The organism is Brotaphodocola sp. (assembly GCF_050873365.1).
GTDB lineage: Bacteria > Bacillota > Clostridia > Lachnospirales > Lachnospiraceae > Brotaphodocola.
This window is the reverse complement of the sequence record NZ_JBNMIQ010000026.1, coordinates 1-17,408: the sequence shown is the minus strand read 5'-3', so window position 1 is coordinate 17,408 and position 17,408 is coordinate 1. Positions and strand designations below refer to the sequence as shown.

Annotated in this window: 11 protein-coding genes and 2 riboswitches; of the genes, 2 read left to right on the top strand and 9 right to left on the bottom strand. The window is 46.9% G+C overall.

Annotated elements, in window-relative coordinates:
• Positions 1–142: 142 nt before the first annotated feature.
• Together uvrC and ACR0QT_RS11270 are read right to left on the bottom strand one after the other, a co-directional pair.
• Positions 143–2,029, bottom strand: a complete 1,887-nt coding sequence (uvrC, locus tag ACR0QT_RS11275) for an excinuclease ABC subunit UvrC (protein WP_432630873.1) — start codon at positions 2,027–2,029, stop codon at positions 143–145.
• A 27-nt stretch (positions 2,030–2,056) separates the two neighbouring features.
• Complete coding sequence (locus ACR0QT_RS11270; protein WP_432630872.1) at positions 2,057–2,710, bottom strand: DUF1653 domain-containing protein; 654 nt, start codon at positions 2,708–2,710, stop codon at positions 2,057–2,059.
• A gap of 209 nt (positions 2,711–2,919) precedes the next feature.
• On the opposite strand from ACR0QT_RS11270, the gene ACR0QT_RS11265 reads away from it, so the two are divergent.
• Both ACR0QT_RS11265 and ACR0QT_RS11260 read left to right on the top strand, forming a co-directional pair.
• On the top strand, positions 2,920–4,401 hold the full coding sequence (locus ACR0QT_RS11265; RefSeq protein ID WP_432630871.1) for a DUF1846 domain-containing protein: 1,482 nt from the start codon (positions 2,920–2,922) through the stop codon (positions 4,399–4,401).
• A 445-nt stretch (positions 4,402–4,846) separates the two neighbouring features.
• A riboswitch (cyclic di-GMP riboswitch) is annotated at positions 4,847–4,930 on the top strand.
• 139 nt (positions 4,931–5,069) lie between these two features.
• Positions 5,070–5,153: riboswitch (cyclic di-GMP riboswitch) on the top strand.
• A gap of 109 nt (positions 5,154–5,262) precedes the next feature.
• Positions 5,263–5,769 carry a CAP domain-containing protein gene (locus tag ACR0QT_RS11260; RefSeq protein ID WP_432630870.1) on the top strand — a complete coding sequence of 169 codons (507 nt, stop codon included), beginning with the start codon at positions 5,263–5,265 and terminating at the stop codon, positions 5,767–5,769.
• Between the two features lie 179 nt (positions 5,770–5,948).
• Here the strand turns inward: ACR0QT_RS11260 and ACR0QT_RS11255 are convergent, their stop codons facing one another.
• The 7 genes from ACR0QT_RS11255 to ACR0QT_RS11225 all read right to left on the bottom strand — a co-directional run bounded on the left by ACR0QT_RS11255 (position 5,949) and on the right by ACR0QT_RS11225 (position 17,363).
• Positions 5,949–7,022 carry a hypothetical protein gene (locus ACR0QT_RS11255; protein WP_432630869.1) on the bottom strand — a complete coding sequence of 358 codons (1,074 nt, stop codon included), beginning with the start codon at positions 7,020–7,022 and terminating at the stop codon, positions 5,949–5,951.
• Positions 7,019–7,987, bottom strand: coding sequence for a class C sortase (locus tag ACR0QT_RS11250; RefSeq protein ID WP_432630868.1), 969 nt, complete (start codon positions 7,985–7,987; stop codon positions 7,019–7,021). Before ACR0QT_RS11250 ends, ACR0QT_RS11255 begins: the two co-directional genes overlap by 4 nt.
• An 8-nt stretch (positions 7,988–7,995) precedes the next feature.
• Positions 7,996–8,880: a class C sortase gene (locus tag ACR0QT_RS11245; protein WP_432630867.1), complete on the bottom strand. Its 885-nt coding sequence runs from the start codon at positions 8,878–8,880 to the stop codon at positions 7,996–7,998.
• A gap of 481 nt (positions 8,881–9,361) precedes the next feature.
• Positions 9,362–11,002 (bottom strand): isopeptide-forming domain-containing fimbrial protein, encoded by a 1,641-nt coding sequence (locus tag ACR0QT_RS11240; protein WP_432630866.1) that lies wholly within the window; start codon positions 11,000–11,002, stop codon positions 9,362–9,364.
• Between the two features lie 187 nt (positions 11,003–11,189).
• Positions 11,190–16,370, bottom strand: a complete 5,181-nt coding sequence (locus ACR0QT_RS11235) for a SpaA isopeptide-forming pilin-related protein (protein WP_432630865.1) — start codon at positions 16,368–16,370, stop codon at positions 11,190–11,192.
• 64 nt (positions 16,371–16,434) lie between these two features.
• Positions 16,435–17,049 (bottom strand): signal peptidase I, encoded by a 615-nt coding sequence (gene lepB / locus ACR0QT_RS11230; protein ID WP_432630864.1) that lies wholly within the window; start codon positions 17,047–17,049, stop codon positions 16,435–16,437.
• A gap of 2 nt (positions 17,050–17,051) precedes the next feature.
• A complete protein-coding gene (locus ACR0QT_RS11225) occupies positions 17,052–17,363 on the bottom strand; it encodes a hypothetical protein (protein WP_432630889.1) in 312 nt (103 codons plus the stop codon).
• Positions 17,364–17,408: the final 45 nt, after the last annotated feature.

The following is a 17,408-nucleotide window of genomic DNA, read 5'->3' as shown; positions in this document are numbered from 1 at the left end:
AGTTCATGCGTTGCACGAACTGCAATAGATTTTGCCGATGCTTCGCATTCCAAATCGGCAAAATCTGCTTCCGCCATTGTATCATACGGAATTTTCAGTTCAGAAAACTCCTACCCATACATAAGAACCTGCGTTCATCCTATCATATCTGTGCGGGATTGTCATCCTTGTTTTTCCGGAAAAAGCGGTATACATTTTCTGCTGAAGTCCGATTCATCCCAGGCACTTCCATGAGTTCCTCGACCGATGCCGATTTTACTGCATCAAGCGATTTCAAATGCTTCATCAACGCCTTTCTCCTCGTATCCCCGATTCCCGGAATCTCATCGAGAATCGAGCGCACCTGCCCCTTCGAGCGCAAGCTCCTGTGGTACTCAATCGCAAACCGGTGCGCCTCGTCCTGAATCCTCGTGATCAGCCGAAATCCCTCCGAACGACGATCAATCGGAATCTCCACATTTTGATAATAGAGTCCTCGCGTCCGATGGTTATCGTCCTTGACCATTCCGCAGACCGGAATCGAGAGTCCAAGCTCCTCCAGCACTTCGAGCGCGATGTTGACCTGACCGCGTCCGCCATCCATCATCAAAAGATCCGGGAAACGCGTAAAACTTCCAAGCGCAGTGCCGAGATTTTCCTCCTCAAGACGTTTTGCCTCCTCAAGTCCATGCGTAAACCGGCGCATCAGCACTTCTCGCATCGACGCATAGTCATCCGGACCCGTCACAGTCCGAATCCGGAACTTTCGGTAATCGCTCCGCTTCGGCTTTCCATCCTCATAGACGACCATCGACCCGACTGACTCATAGCCTGAGATATTGGAAATATCAAATGCCTCGATTCTTCGCACACCCGAAAGACCGATCCAGCCTGCAACTTCCTGCATCGCCCCGCTCGTGCGCGCCTCCTCGCGCTTGTTTCGCTCATTATCCTGAATCAGAACCATCTTTGCGTTCTTTCGCGCAAGCTCCACAAGACGCTCCTTCTCGCCCTTCTTCGGAACGAGAATGTGAACGCGCTGTCCTCGGCGCGTGGAGAGCCATTTCTCGATCACATCCTGATCTTCGAGCTCTTCCTGAATCCAGAGTTCCTTCGGGACAAACGGAGTGCCCGAATAGTACTGCTTCACAAATCCGGTCAAAATCTGAGCGTGCGTATCTGCGCTTCCGACCGATACTCCGAAATGCTCCCGACCGATCATCTTGCCCTCACGGACAAAAAAGACCTGAACGACTGCATCCTCGCCATCGCTTGCCATCGCAATGATGTCGCGATCCTCAGTCGCCTCGCTCGTGATCTTCTGCTTCTGCGCAATCTGCTTCACACTTGCGAGAAGATCCCGGTACTCCATCGCTTTCTCGAATTCCATCACAGCGGACGCTTCGCGCATCTTATCTTCGAGATAATTAAGAAGCGTATCATAATGTCCATTCAAAAACTCAAGCACCTGCTCGGTCTTCTTTGCATACTCCTCCTGGCTGATTTTTCCCTGACACGGGGCATCGCACTGCCCGATATGGTAATTCAGGCACGGGCGAGCTTTCCCGATGTCCCGCGGGAGCACGCGGTTGCAGGTGCGAATCCGATAAATCTTCTGCATCAGATCGATCGTGTCCTTGACTGCCCCTCCGCTCGTATAAGGACCAAAATATCGACTCTTGTCCTTTTTCATCGAGCGCGCTGTCATCACACGCGGGAAATCCTCCCCGACTGTCACCTTGATGTAGGGGTACGCCTTGTCGTCCTTGAGCATCGTGTTGTAGCGTGGCTGGTGCTCCTTGATTAAATTGCACTCGAGGACAAGCGCCTCAAGCTCCGAGTCCGTCACGATATATTCAAAACGGGCAATCCGCGATACCATCTGCTGAATCTTCGCCGTCTTATTTCGACTGCTCTGAAAATACTGGCGCACGCGGTTTTTCAAACTGATCGCTTTCCCGACATAGATGATCTCATCCTTTGCATCGTGCATCAGATAAACGCCCGGCTGGGAGGGCAGTTTTTTCAGTTCCTCTTCAATATTAAACACGTTCTATTCTTTCCTTTCCCGCCCAAGTTATCTCAGACGGCTTCCGTCATAGCGGTACTGCATCCGCAGAAAACGCGCGATCGCATCCACCTGCTCCTCGACCGAACCGGACTCCGGCTTCATATCGAGCACGAGATACATGCTGTCGATGTCTCTCTGAGACGCAGTGTGAAGCATTTTTTTCAGGCACTCCATTCTCACCTCATAGCTGTCCGTCTCAAGAAAGCGAAGGAAGTTCGGATCAGGTTTTTCCTCCTCCATCGTCTCTTCTCCCAGGTCCACCAATTCAAAGTCATCGGTCTGATCGTCTTCTATTTTTTCTATTTCTTCATTTTTTTCTGTTTCTTCATTCGCCCCTACGGTCTTAGCCGTCTGCTGATTTGTTCCGGCTGTCTCTGATTTTTCCATATCCAGCCCCGAACCTGCAACCTGACCGGAAACCAGACTTGCCGGATCGATCCGCTCAAAGCGATACTTCTGCTTCACATTCGGATATTTTTCCCGATCCACCTCACTGATAAACATCTCATACGGGCGCACATACACTCCATAATCTCCATAAAGTGCCTGATAGACCACCATTTTCTCTTTCGTCTCCGAGTGAGTCGCCACCGCCACAATCTGATACATCTTATTTTTAAAATGTCGGTAGAATTCTCCCGGTCTCACGGTTCTCTCCATTCCGCTCGCCTCCTGTTCTTTCTATAATCCATATCCGTTTTTGTTTTTGTGCTTCTTACAGCACCACAGGGGGAAATTTTCCAGTCAGAACTTTCCCGCCCGCAAACGATACTCTCATTATAGCACAATTCAGAATACACTTCATTTTTTCTTTTCAATTATCAACGGATGTGCTACAATATCCTCTATGGAAAGAGAGGGCACAACTGATGAATAAAATCGGATTTGACAACCAGAAATACTTGAACATGCAATCAGAGCACATCCGTGAGCGAATCAGCCAGTTCGGCGACAAGCTGTATCTGGAATTCGGCGGAAAACTTTTCGATGACTACCACGCTTCCCGCGTACTTCCGGGATTCGCACCGGACAGCAAACTCAAAATGCTTCTCCAGCTTGCTGATCAGGCAGAGATCGTCATCGCCATCAACGCTGCTGACATTGAGAAAAACAAAATCCGCCATGATCTTGGCATCACCTACGACGTAGATGTTCTGCGCCTGATTCAGGAATTCCGCGACAAGGGTCTCTATGTGGGAAGTGTCGTAATCACCCGCTACACCGGTCAGGATGTCGTTGATCAGTTCCGCACCCGTCTGGAAAACCTTGGCATCCGCGTTTACCGCCACTATCCGATCGAGGGCTACCCGAACAACATCGCCCACATCGTGAGCGATGAGGGATACGGCAAGAACGATTACATCGAGACCACCCGTCCGCTCGTTGTCATCACAGCACCGGGACCGGGAAGTGGAAAGATGGCTACCTGCCTCTCCCAGCTCTATCATGAGAACAAGCGTGGCATCAAAGCCGGCTATGCAAAGTTTGAGACCTTCCCGATCTGGAATATTCCGCTCAAGCATCCGGTCAACCTTGCCTACGAGGCTGCTACCGCAGATCTGAACGATGTCAACATGATCGACCCGTTCCACCTCGATGCCTACGGAGTCACCACGGTCAACTACAACCGCGACGTGGAGATCTTCCCGGTACTCTCTGCAATGTTCGAGGGAATCTTCGGAAGCTGTCCGTACAAGTCCCCGACTGATATGGGTGTCAACATGGCTGGAAACTGCATCATCGACGATGAGGTTTGTCAGGAAGCTTCCCGTCAGGAGATCATCCGCCGTTACTATCAGGCACTCGGCCGTCTCGCAAAGGACAAAGGCAATCAGGATGAGGTCTACAAGATTGAGCTTTTGATGAAGCAGGCAAAGATCACTCCGGAGTACCGTCCGGTTGTCCCGACTGCAAACAATCTTGCGAAAGAGACCCAGGCTCCGGCTGCTGCTCTCGAACTTCCGGATGGAAAGATCGTGACCGGAAAGACGACTGCCCTGCTCGGCGCTTCCTCCGCAGTTCTCTTAAATGCAGTCAAGGAACTCGGCGGAATCCCGGATGAGACTCTTCTTATCTCTCCGACTTTCATTGAGCCGATCCAGCACTTAAAGACCGAGTATCTCGGAAGCAAGAACCCGCGCCTGCACACCGATGAGGTTCTGACCGCACTCTCGATGTGTGCCGCAAGCGATGAGAATGCGCGCCGTGCACTCGAACAGCTTCCGCGCCTGCGTGGATGTCAGGTTCACACATCGGTTATGCTCTCCTCCGTGGACGTGAAGACCTTCCACGCTCTCGGAATTCAGCTGACTTCCGAGCCGATCTACGAGGACAAAAAACTGTATCACTAATTAATTGTATCACTTATATCACTAATTTTTGATATTGGCTGAGCTCAGCACATCATTAAGCTGTCGTTTCGGGATGGTTTCCTCCACTCTGGGGTACCTCTCGAAGCGACAGTTTTTTCTCTTTTTCTTTTACTTTCTCTTACTTTCTCTTACCTTCTTTTACTCTCTTCTGCTTTCTTTTACTTTCTTCTGCTTGTTTCTATTTCTTTTTCTTATAGCTTTCCCGTCTTTCCTGTTATTCGGATTGTTTTGATTCTAGGGGGGCTTGTGACACATATTATATGCATATTCTCGTGACACATTTGCATAATATCCCCATAACCTCCGGTCATTAAGAAACTGTTAAAATACTTTTATTTTCCCCTTGCATATTTTCCCATCTTGCTTTATAATGAAGATACAAAGAGATATTGCGTACAGATCTTTCGTATGTTGTACACAATCTTTTATAACTCGGCAAACCTGTTGAAAAGCAGGGACGCAAAGCTATAGGGCCTTCCCTTTTTAAGGATGGCAGCCAGTTGCCTGATACATTTGTAATGTATTTGTTCTAGCGTCCCTTTTCCAGTATGATGTTCAACAGTCATATTTCCGGAAAAGGTTTTTTTATTTTAGAAAACGCTACACACATTACGGTTCAGGCCTTTTATATCACATGAAGGGCGTGAAAACTACCTCGGCAAACTTATTGAAAAGTAAGGACGCAAAACTATAGGGCCTTCCCTTTTTAAGGATGGTAGCCAGTTGCCAGTATCGATTCTGTAAATTCGATATTGCTTATCTTCAAACTTTTGAATAATGAAAATCAGCCTTAGTAGTTTTCCTCGTTTTTTCGATCGTTTCGATTGGAGGAAAAGGAAAATGAAGAAGACATTAATTACTCTTGCAACCGCAGTCATGATGTTCTTAGGAGCAACGGCTCCGTTCACCACCATTGAGGCTCAGGCCGCTGAACAGACCCAGACGATGGATTCCGAACTGCTGAATGATATCAACCAGCTTCGTGCAGAACAGGGTCTCCCGGCACTCACTCTTGACAATTCTCTGAATGACATCGCAGAAATCAGAAGCAACGAAATTATTGATAATTGGAGCCACACCCGTCCAGACGGAACTTCCGGATGTGACATGATCAGCGCAGATAACTATCGCGGTGAGAATCTTTCTTACATCAGCTATGATGATTTTGATTTCTCCGCAAGCGATCAGACTGATGCAGCTGACAGCGTATTCTCCAGCCTGAAAGACAGCCCGGCTCACTACAACAACATGGTAAACAGCAACTACACCAAGGTTGGTATCCGCACCAGCGTAAGCCAGACCAGCGATGGCATCAAGCTTTCCACCGCTTACATGTTCTCCAACTAATCTTAATTTGGTATTTTTGTGAATTCAAAGCGAATTCAGAAATAGACAAAGAAGAAGCCCGGACGAAGGAAACATCTTCGTTCGGGCTTCTTCACGTTATCGTCGCGTTATCTTTGTGTTATCTTCGCATTATCTTCGCATTGCTTTGTTTTGCTTCATTTTGTTGTGATAACTTACTTTTACTTTTTCTTTGGGTTCTCTTCGGAATGTCTCCATCTCAACAGGAAAATAATTCCCGATACACTCGCAACAAAGACGAGGTAGGAAATCAGGCTCACCATAAGCGAGCGGGGATCTCCGGTTGCCGGAAGGAATCCGTCACCAAGCACGCCGGTTCTCGGTCCGCGCTTCTTGTTCGGATCCTTTGAGTCCGGAAGTACTCCGGTTCGGCTTCTTCGATTTCTCGGATTATCGGGGTTGTCTGGGTTATCCGGATTATCAGGGTTATCTGGATTCTCCGGTCCTGTCGGACTTTCAGGCACCGTCGTCATCTCCGGAGTTGTCGGCTCCGTCGGAGTCTCCGGCACAGATTCCGTCGGCTCAGATGGATTGGACGGATGATCATCGTCATGACCACCACCGCCACCACCACCCGGCTTGCTCGTGATCGTCTTCGGGTAAGCTGTCATCTCATACTTCCATCCATCGTCCTCTTTTTCCGGAAGCGTCATCAAATATGGATTGATTGTCACGTTATCGAAGGACTGGCGGTTCTGTGCAACCAGATAAATGCCCTGGGAAAGTTCTTCTGCCTGCAAGACTCCGCGGGCAGTCTGACCGGTGAAATCCGGCTGAATTCCGTTTCGCCCTGCATAGCGGAACATGCGCCCCGCCAGCTCAAGCATCTCCTCCGCCGTCATCTCCCCAATGCTTGCCTGACCCATCTCTGAAAATGCTCCGGTCATCGCATACGTTCCCGTACTTCCATCCCACTCTGCGACGCGGTAGAGATTGAGTGTCGCCTTCTTTTTCTCAGACTTTAAGTCGATCGTCAGGTTCACCGTTCGATCTGGATTCCACGCTTCTCCCGCCAGTGCGGTCATTGCCATACTAGCAAACAAGGATGGCGATTCCTGACTGTGATTCTGTGCGAAATGTGAGAAAAGAGGAGTCGCCGTTCCAAGCATCGTGGCAATCACCGCCACGGTTGTCCACTGTCTCCATGCTTTGCACGCTTTCCACTTCTTCCATGTTCCATAAGTCTTTTCTGTTTTGTCTGCACTCCAAGTTTTCTGTGTTTTCCATCGTCTCATTTCGGCTCATTCTCCTCCTTTCCCTCATCTTGTTTTTGAGTCTTTTGGATCTTTTGAATATTTTGAATGTTTTTCGTATTTTGGACATTCTGCTTGTTTTTCGGTTTTACCGGAATCATAAATCCGACCAACACGGCAAGTGCAAGAAGTCCGATTGCAATGCCTGCTTTCTGCCACAGCGTCAAGCCCTGAACGGACTGACCGGCAAGAAGCGGATCTTCATTTTCCACTGCTCCTCGCATTGCCACAGTCTCATCGATCTTTCCATCGTAATCGATCCGTGCTCCGCGAATCAGAATCCGGTGACTGTTGACACCATACGGCGTGCAGGTCACAAGCGTGACAAGATCCCGCTCCGGATCAATCTCAATCTGATCGAGTTTTTCCGGAAGCACGACTTCAATCTGATCAATCTGATACTCAAGAATCTCCCCGAGCACCCTCAGATAAAAGACATCTCCGGTCTGAAGACGATCGAGATCCGTGAATAGTTTTGCCGAGGGGAGTCCACGGTGACCGGAGAGCACTGCATGCGTTCCTGTTCCGCCGACCGGGAGCGAAGAACCCTTTAAGTGGCCGACTCCGATCTGGAGAACGCCCTCGTCGGTTCCATGATAGATCGGAAGATCGACATGAATGACCGGAATCTTGATTTCTCCCATGACTCCGGTTCCGCCAACGTTCAAAAGATTCTCATATGGATTGTCCGCCCGCTCCGTCTCTGCGCTCACGGCGGAAGCAAGGTTGGTATAAGACTGCGCAAGCCGGATGTTGTACTCCTGAGCTTCATTCAATTCTTTTGAATAATCTGCCTCTCCCAACTCGCCAACTGCGTCCTGATAAGTTGCAATCGCCCGGGAGCTGTTCTTTTCATTCACATAGTTGCTGACAGACGGATAAGCCAAAAGCCCACCGCCTGCCAGAAGAATGAGTCCTATCACGAAAGACATGATATGTTTTTTCACCCGGGTGTTCACTCCTTTCCAGATTTATCAAATTTATCAGATCTATCAAATTTACCAGACTTTCCAACTGTGTCAGATTGTCCCTTTCCTGTGAGCAGAAGGAAGAGTCCGATTAGAAGCATTGGAATTGCAAGGACAGGTGTTACGAGCAGAGGATCGATCTGGATCGCATCTGCGGTGACACGAATATCGGAACCACTATCGTCCTCATCATTTGCAACGCGATGACCGCGCACAAGAAGTCTGTGCGAATTGATTCCATAAGGTGTGCAGGTCACAAGCGTGCACAGATCCTGTCCCTTTTCGATTTCCAAGTAGTGCAGATCATTCGGTTCCACGATGTGAATCTGATCTACCTCATATGTGAGTGTCTCATCGAGCACTCTTAAAAAGAAGCGGTCGCCCTCTTCTACTTTATTCAAATCCGTAAACAATCTCGCCGACGGAAGACCTCGATGTCCGGAAAGCACACAGTGTGTTCCCATTCCGCCGACCGGCAGGGAAGACCCCTCAATATGTCCCACTGCAATTTGCAGGACGCCTTCACTTGTCCCATGATAAATGGGAAGCGAAACCTGAATCGATGGAATCTCAATGTAACCCATCACTCCTGTTCCGCCGATATTGAGCTGTCTCTCATAATCTTGTCTTTGGTCATCATTCAACGACCAACGTTTCTTTTCATCGGGCATCTGCGCGTTGTACTGGCGCGCATTCTCCCAGATTTTCTCATACTCATTTTCATCAATCTCCGCTACGGCTTCCGCATAGGAAGCAATCGCGCGGGATTGGTGAAAGGAGTTCCAATAGTCACTGACTGTCGGATAAGACAGCAGGATCAGTCCGACTGCGAGAATCACCACCAGTATTGCTGTTGACCAATGTTGTTTCATCCACCTCATAACTGTCTCCTGCTGTCGTTTCTCTTTTTTTCTTTTCTAACACGAAATAAAATCTAAAATACACAAAATCTAAATTCTTAAAATTTTAATACATAAAATTTAGATATATAAAATCAATAATTTTCACATTCCCTTTAGGGATCTGTTTTTTATCGCCTATTTTATATTGTCTATCTTATATTGTCTTTAAGGCTCTGCCGGCAAGTAAAGTCCTGCAAACTCGTTCTCACTCCGGGTTCGACGTAACGGTGCATAAGGCTGTAAAAAACACAGCCTAAACACCGACGTCTCACACGGGTTTGCATGATCTTTCTTGCCTTGCAGAGCCCGCCTACACTGTGATGTCCTCTAAGATGTCTGCAATGATGTCAACTACGCTGTCTTATTTTCGGTCTACCCTGGTGTCTACAATGATGTCTGTTATTCTATCTGAGTTTTTCGCTCTTGTTTTACTGCCTTATTTGTTTGTTTCTTACTTCTCTGCATTCTCCATGCGCTTCTTGGTGATCAAAAGAACAACTGCACCAAGAACAAGGATCGTACCGGTCAGGTAGAAGATCGTTGTACCGATACCACCGGTCTCAGGAAGAGTGCCACCCTTGTTATTCTGAACAGTTGCAGATACGATACCGCTATTGACATCTCCGTCTGTTTCATCACCAGTACCTACTTTAATCTTTAATGCGGTTAATGCATCACTAGCGTTTCCGCTTGTCCAATTCTGGTCATTCTTAGTTGTTGCCAGTACCTTCAGCTCAATCTCATCTTTCAGAATATTATAGCCAGCCGGTGCCACTACCTCTTTCAAATAATAAGTGCCCGCGTCCAGACCAATTACTTTAAAGAGACCATCGTCATTAGAAGTCAAAATTCCTGCTGCATCTTCCTGATTTTCCGGATTCGGTTCTGTATCTACCCATCCAGTTACTTTTCCATCCGCATCAACCTGAACATACTTTCCTTCAGAATTTTTCAGTACAAACTTTGCGCCAGCAAGCTTTTTCGGATTATCTCCAGCAGTAGCACCATCAATCTTGGTTACATCCAGCTCATAAGTGAATACCAGTACTTCATCTTTCGGAGTTTCACCGGTATCTCCCTCACCACCATTGTTCGGGTTGTTAGAGTATTGCAGATAAACTTCGTTCTTGTTTCCATCCAGACCGATTTCTGCATTTTTATTTAATGTTGCTTCATATTTTACAACAATCTTTTTTCCAGCAGCTACACCATCTACAGATTTGATATTATCAAATGCTACTTCAATTTTCTGATTTGCTACTGTTAACTTATATGCGCTCTCCGGAATTACGTTATCATCATTCTCGGTATCTTTCTCAGTATCTACAACGTAAACTTTTAAACTTCCCTCTTTGTAAGTCAATCCCGCAGATAATGTATCGTGGAAAATATATTTATAGGTATTATATAAATCAAGATTCTGAGGCAATGTACCAATCAGTTCAAATGGTACATCATCGCCAATATTGTAGTCAGCTACATCATTGTATCCTGTCGAAAGCTCATAATCCGGGATTCTGTCATCTTTATTACCAGAAACGTTTTTGAGATTCTCTTTTACTTTCTTCTCTACACTTGGCTTATCATTTTTACTTTTCAGCTCAATGTCGCCCTTCTGAGTTACCTGAAGAAGAGAAAGTCCCTTTACATCATCCTTACCACTTGTAGTTGTCTGGTCTACAAACAGATAATATCCAGCAGTTAATTCAGCATCCGCTGCAATATCGATTCCCTGATCTTTTTTAATATGCTTTTCTGCAATTTTTGCAAACTCATTTGCCACTTCAGAATTGCTGTTATTCTCACTTAAAACAGCTGCAACCTCTGCTGCTGAATTTGCATTACCATATAAATCTGCATTTGCTGTTTTTAATTCAGCCAGAAAAGTAGCTCCATCTACACCACTACCCCATCCAGTAACTGCCAGAGCTCCTGTTACATCATCACTTGCCTGAGTTCCTGTAAAAATCTGGTATGCCTTATATTCATGACCTGTCTCATTGTTTACTGTTGCTGCGAATGCCGGTACTGCCAGTACAAATGCCAGTACGAATGCCAGAATCAGACTGGCAAGTCTCTTCACTTTTTTCATTCGTTTTTCCTCCTGCTTGTCCTTTGTTTTTCATACTCATTTGGGGACCTTTTTTATGAATTCTCCCCATTGTCACATTCTGGATATTTTGTGACAGCCTGCGTTCGAGTCTCTCGCCCGCGGAATTCGGCGACGTTTCGCGCGAACTCCAAGTCTAGTCTCTTCGGTCTCTCCCATGCGCGCCTCGTCACCTCCTTCTGTCCGAAAGATCTCTCTTTCGCATCCTTCTCCATTTCCGTGCCCCGAGTCCTGCGCCCGACAAGGCGGTGAGAATTGCTCCGCTCTGCCAGATTACCTCCGCTCCGACTCCTCCGGTTTCCGGAAGGGAAAAATCAATTTCTTTTTTATTGGTAATCAGGATATCTCCTGATTGGATGCCATTGTTATTGTTGTAAATGATCGTGTATCCGGAAAGATCACCTACTTCCATCACTCGATACCAGTACGGCTGACCTGTTTTTGAATCCGTTGCATCCACAGTCCAGGAATAACTCCAATCATTGTCTGCACTCAGCTCAACTTCATCTCCATACGGTTTTGCATCGGCCTTCTTCCATGTCTCCACATCACCGGTAACTTCCATTTTCAACAGGCTCGCATAGTTTCGATCCGCCCAGTCACCTGTACCTACTGGAATCAGTAAGGTATCTCCTTCTATCTCTGAAATGTCAAAGGTCTTTGTATACCACACCACATTTTGTCCATAAGTAGCATCATAAAAAGGTGTCTGTGGCGTAAAGCCTCCTTTTATAATCATTGGATCTGTGTTGGCATCTGACCATGTATATTTCAGTGCTTTTACCGTGATCGTTCCGGAATCTTTAACATATGCTTCTGTCTCCATCTCCTCCGGATTGTCCTTATCAGTGTTGTAATATCGAATGATCACCTTCACAGGTTTTCCTGCACACTCCATCTCTTCCCGATAGAGCTGTACGCGGATCTTGTCACTTCCCGGTTCGACCTCTCGGTTCTCTTCATCTACCCAGACCTTCTTGACATTAATCTGAGTGTTTTTGTTCGGAACATAGTAGAAGCCATCCCGCTCTCCATCGACTCCGCCGTAGAACGTGACATTTTTTGCCTCCGGATCACCCGTCCATGTATTGAAGAAATTCCATGCATTATAATTGCTGACGATATATTTGGAATCGGCAATCTTATTTCCATTCTGCATCCAGACAAAGTACCATGCGTCATCGGACTTCACATATCCATCCGGAGCCTTTGTCTCTGTGATCTTGTAGAGACGATTTCGCTCAATGGTCACGCCATCGCTTCCAAGACTGTTTCTCAGTTTGAAAATCAGCTCTCCGTTTTTGTCGGTATCAAATGTTCCGACCTCCGTCCAGCCTTTTTCCACATCCGTCTGCCCCCGATCCACGGTATAGAGCGTAAACTGTGCTCCGGAAAGAAGTTTGGAGTAGTTCTCGCTGTCCACCTTGTAGAATCGAAGTTCTCCGTTTTTGTCAACGGTTACGGCGGAAGTTGTATCAATCGCCACAAGCTCATTTTTCTTGGAGAATTGTCCATCCAGAGAAACCTCGTTTGTCATCGTCAGTTCCTCTGACGCAGAACTCTTATTCTCAAACGCGTACTCGTAGACGAGGACACAGGCAAATTCATCCGGAATCTTCATTTCAAGTTTGTGCGACTCATCGTTGTACGTCAGACTGTATCGGCTCTTTTCTACCTCTTTTCCGAGATGATCGTCGGCTTCTCCGTCATACTGATACAGCTTTACAGATGTCAAATCCAGATGAGCATCCACGCCATTTGGCACGGTCAGATTGTCGGTTAAGCTGAGTTCATCGCTGTCCGGATGAAGATCGACTGCGCCCGGGTTGATTACAACCGTGTATCGCACCTTGTCGATCAGCTTCATCTCTCCGGTTGCCTCATCCCATTCCTCCAGCTGGGTTGCAGACTTGCGAAGTTTTTCCACATCCTTTGTCACTTCGGTCGTCTGATCGGATTTGCTTCCATCCCAGTCCACCGTATTTGTGTAAATCTTGTGCTCATGGGACTCATCCTTCCAGTATGGATCGTCCTTCACGGAAATCTGATATACAAGCTGAATCGTATTTCCATATGGGTTAGCACTATCCGACTTTTTCGTGTTGTAACCAGCCGGAATTGTGATCGTCATGAGATTCGTCTTGGAATCTACGCTCACCTGAGGTTTCTGCTCATTTTCAAAATCGTATTTTCCATCATTCCACTCAAGTTTTGAAAACTGATACCACTGGTTCGCATAAAATTTTGCCTCAAGAGAATCTTCCACATAGGTAGCTCCGTCCGGGATCTGGTCTTTGAGAACGATCTCTCCATTCTCATTCTCCTCCGTGTGAAGAAGAATCTCATAGTAGAGAATTCCATTCTGTCTGTCGTAATTGACGCTCTGCTCTCCGGAACCATAGGACGAAAAATTGCCCCACTGGTCTTTCACCTTTGTGTTCTTCTCAATTCGAATCGGTTTTTTGTGCTCATGAGAGGCATCACTCGTCATATCATTAATGCTTCCAGTATTCACAAAATTTCTTGTCTCATTCTCATCCATTCCCGTGTAATCCACGATCGTCGAATATTCTGAGATTTTAAAATAAATACCTTCGAGAGTCCGTCCCTCTTTCGGAGTCACCGTAATTTCAAACCGCATTACATGGGTCGCTGTGTCATTCGGTTCTACCACATTTCCTTCTGCATCGTAGTAAGTGACAGAAAACGAAAGGAAGTCATTTTCTCCCCATTTGATAGTTTGAACTTTTCCGTCCTCATCCTGAATCTGCATCTCCAGCTTTTCTTGAATCGCACGCTGAAGCTCACTTGCGATTGCATAATGGCTGTCCGGAATCTCATTTCCATTGCCATCAACTCCATCGTGGATGACATCCGTATAGGTGAATCCAGAAAGCGTTCCATTCGGAATTGTTCTCTCTACTTTCCAGCGGTAATGAATCTTTCCACCGTCAACGTAGTTGCTCTGATACGATTTCTGAAGTTTGTCATCGCGATGCTTAACCGAAACCGTCGTGGACGAAGACCAATTTTTTCCGGAATCAGGATTTTCAAAATCGGCACTGTTGTTTACATTGCCTTCCAGTTTCGGCGCTGTCGTCTGAAATTCCATCGTATATCTGTCGTTGCTTCCATTCGGGAAGGTGTAGAGAATTTCATGGTTCTGAACATCCGACTTTGGAATTGTAGCAACCACAGTTCCGTTGCTATCCCTGATAATCACATCGCTGGTCAGATCCAAGCCATCCGGAAGGGTATCTTTGAGATGATACCCACTGATGTCTCTGTGATCTTCATTGACTGTAATGTTCCAGTTGATCACATCCTGATTGGCGTCATAATATCCGCTCTTTGCGATCATGTTCTTGGAAATCTCAATCCAGCTCCATTTCCAGTCTTCCGATCCATCGCTCTTCACACCTGCGGCATTCTGAACAGTCTCCTGTCCGGAAATGGAGGTCGACTTGACATCCGCACGATAGTTCACCACATAACTCTCTCCTGCCTCAAGCGGTGGAAGATCTTCATAAGTAAAGGATTTATTTCCATCCGCCTCAGTCTTGATCGTCGGCTTATACTGATCTGAGAGATCGATCAGATTTCCCTCGGCATCTTTCTTCTGGAGCTTAAAACTTCCCTCCTGATAGACACCGGTTGCACTTCCTCCACTCTTGAAACTATCCATGATCGTCACGGTATCTTTTGTTCCGTTCTTTGTGGATGCCTCAATCGTGTAGTCGATTGCCGTCTTATCATCAGTCGGAGTACCTGTCTTCGTGATGCTTAAATCCGTCTTATCCTGATCTTTCTTTCCGACGGTGATCGTTCCGGCTGCTCCGCCAAAATTGATCTTTCCGTCATCTCCAGCCCCGCTTGCAGAAAGCGTTCCCTTAAACTCAACCTTTCCATCAAACTCTTCTCCATCTGCAAATGCATCATAGAAAAGAATCTTGATCATTCCGTCTGTGTCAATCGTATAAGTTCCGACTGCCACACCCTTCTGATACACAATTCCGGTCTGCTCTTCGAGCGGGCGAATTCCTGCCGGAAGCTGATAATAGATCGTCTTGTTGTCCTCGTCTACTTCTCCCTCTGGAATTGTGAAATGGATCTCCGTCTTAACCTGATCTCCATCGACAAATTCCGTGCTCTCTTTCCACTGACCATTGACGATCTTCCAAACAGTTACGCTTGTGATGTGATCGGTAAAGTCGATTCCTTCCTCTGCCGAGTCGTCAAATGTTGCGATTCCATCCTCTTCATCTGACAGGTCATTCAAGAGTGCCACAGAATAGGAATCATATCCAAACGAAGTCAGTGGCAGTCCCTCACGCTGAACCGTCACCCAGCTGATTGCACTGTCCGGCATTCCCTTTTCATATCGGAGTGCCTCGATCATATCCCAGCTCATCCAGCTCACCGTCAGAGTTCCCTGTAGGTTCTCGCGTGCGGAATCGGCTGCAAAGAGCGCTTCCTTCTTCTCAAACGAACTTGCGCTGTAAAACTCTACAAAGCTGAGACCAGAATCCGTCAGATTCCATTTATATCCATCTGCTCCCTCCTCTGCGTTGGAAGGGCTTGCATTGGAAGGACTCGCCTTTTTTGTCAAGTCATGCTCTACTGTCTCAACGGCATGTTTCAGCATGGAAAACAGTGTATTCTTCTTCGGCTTTACTCCGGACTGCTTCGACTCCACGCCAGATGCATCCGATGGACTTGCAAGACTCTCTTGATCGGACGATTGATCTTTGCTCGTTTCCTGCTCATCTTTCTTCGTCTGCTTTGCATCCTCCGCCGGCTCTGCATCCGAATCGGTCGCGAGATCTGCCAGTCTCTCCTCCTCACTCTTCTGCTTTCCATCCTCATTGAGCGAGGAGACAAACGTCAGATCAAAATCCTGAGAAGTTCCCTGTGGAAGCCAGAACCAGTAATTGACTCTTCCATCCTCAATCTCCTCATGCGAAGAAATCTTGTCTGCGGAAACCCGATGAAGAACCAGATCACTTCCATCATCCATCTTCAGCGTTGCCTCTCCCTGTCGGTCGAAAGAGAGACCTGACAGATAGGCATTTTCTTCTTTTGTCGATAACGCAAAGTATGTTCCATCTTCCTGATCATCGTCTGCGGTTGCCGACACATGAATCACGGATTCTTCGCCGTACTCCAGAAATTCATCTTCCGAACTCAGCGCCGGATTGCCAATCTCCATACTGATTGCCGGTTTCATCAATGCCTGAACCACTCCGGTAATCATGAGTACCGAAAGCACACACGCAAACACTGCAAAACGTTTTGCTTTTCTGTGCGCCTGAAGATAAACAGCTATCTTTTTCAGTAAATTCTCTTCCATCTCTCTTCCCCCCTTTCTTTCAGACAAATGTCAGAATATGTTTTATTCTTCCTATTGATTATTCCTATTGGATTACTCCAAAATGAGACAAAGGCCAAACTCGAAAAATCACACGTCCCACAATATACTCATCTGCGATCGCCCCGATCGACTTGGATCGGCTGTCCACAGATGTCGCGCGGTGATCTCCCATCACGAAAATTCTTCCATCCGGAACCTGATATGGCATCTCGATGTCACACTCTCCAAGACTCTTATCCGTCAGATACGGCTCATCAAGCACCTGATTATTGACACTGACGGTTCCATCCTCCGCGATCTCCACATATTCGCCATCTACCGCTATCACTCTCTTTAAAAGAATCTTGTTGTTATAGTAGAATGCCACGATGTCTCCGCGCCGAAACTTTCCATTTTTTATTGCCACAAGAACCTCGCCGTTTTCCAGTGTGGGCTCCATGCTCGTTCCCACAACCTGAAGAACCGGAAAAACGAGAGTCGCCAAAAGCACTGCGATCGCCGCCACACATACCAGAATCATCACGGTACTGCGAAGAGTTCGAAGATAACGCATCCGATACCGTTCCCACATCAGTTGCTTTTTCAACTGTACGGAGGTCGGACGAGTCTGCGATTTCCAAGAATTCTGAGAGGAATTCGCATTTCTGTTATTGTCCATACTTAACGACCTTCCTCCTCTGCCCTTCTGCGAATATTCTCCAGATAGAGGTCTGCGGCCTTCTGCGCCGACTCAAAAATTCCGCTCAGCTTCAGGGATGCCTCTGCGATCGAACCTGACTGCTCAATGCAAATCTCTCTGCGGGAAATCTTTTCCCTCAGCTCTTCATTCTCTTTTCTGAGTTGCTCATTCTCTTCAGACAGAGAAACCAGAATTTCCGGTTCTATACTGAATGTTGGGGTGTGTTGAAAAACATACTTCCAACATTCTTTTTGTTGTAATAAAATACATCTATAAGAAGCCTCCCAAATCATTTTACCGACCAAAGTTTAATGTTACGGAGGTGACCCCTTATAGAT

What these genes read in the sequence shown, in the direction of transcription:
- ACR0QT_RS11240 (WP_432630866.1), bottom strand. Translation starts at nt 11,002, where the DNA reads ATGAAAAAAGTGAAGAGACTTGCCAGTCTGATTCTGGCATTCGTACTG.
- ACR0QT_RS11270 (WP_432630872.1), bottom strand. Translation starts at nt 2,710, where the DNA reads ATGGAGAGAACCGTGAGACCGGGAGAATTCTACCGACATTTTAAAAAT.
- ACR0QT_RS11235 (WP_432630865.1), bottom strand. Translation starts at nt 16,370, where the DNA reads ATGGAAGAGAATTTACTGAAAAAGATAGCTGTTTATCTTCAGGCGCAC.
- ACR0QT_RS11265 (WP_432630871.1), top strand. Translation starts at nt 2,920, where the DNA reads ATGAATAAAATCGGATTTGACAACCAGAAATACTTGAACATGCAATCA.
- ACR0QT_RS11225 (WP_432630889.1), bottom strand. Translation starts at nt 17,363, where the DNA reads ATGATTTGGGAGGCTTCTTATAGATGTATTTTATTACAACAAAAAGAA.
- lepB (WP_432630864.1), bottom strand. Translation starts at nt 17,049, where the DNA reads ATGGACAATAACAGAAATGCGAATTCCTCTCAGAATTCTTGGAAATCG.
- ACR0QT_RS11255 (WP_432630869.1), bottom strand. Translation starts at nt 7,022, where the DNA reads ATGAGACGATGGAAAACACAGAAAACTTGGAGTGCAGACAAAACAGAA.
- ACR0QT_RS11260 (WP_432630870.1), top strand. Translation starts at nt 5,263, where the DNA reads ATGAAGAAGACATTAATTACTCTTGCAACCGCAGTCATGATGTTCTTA.
- ACR0QT_RS11245 (WP_432630867.1), bottom strand. Translation starts at nt 8,880, where the DNA reads ATGAAACAACATTGGTCAACAGCAATACTGGTGGTGATTCTCGCAGTC.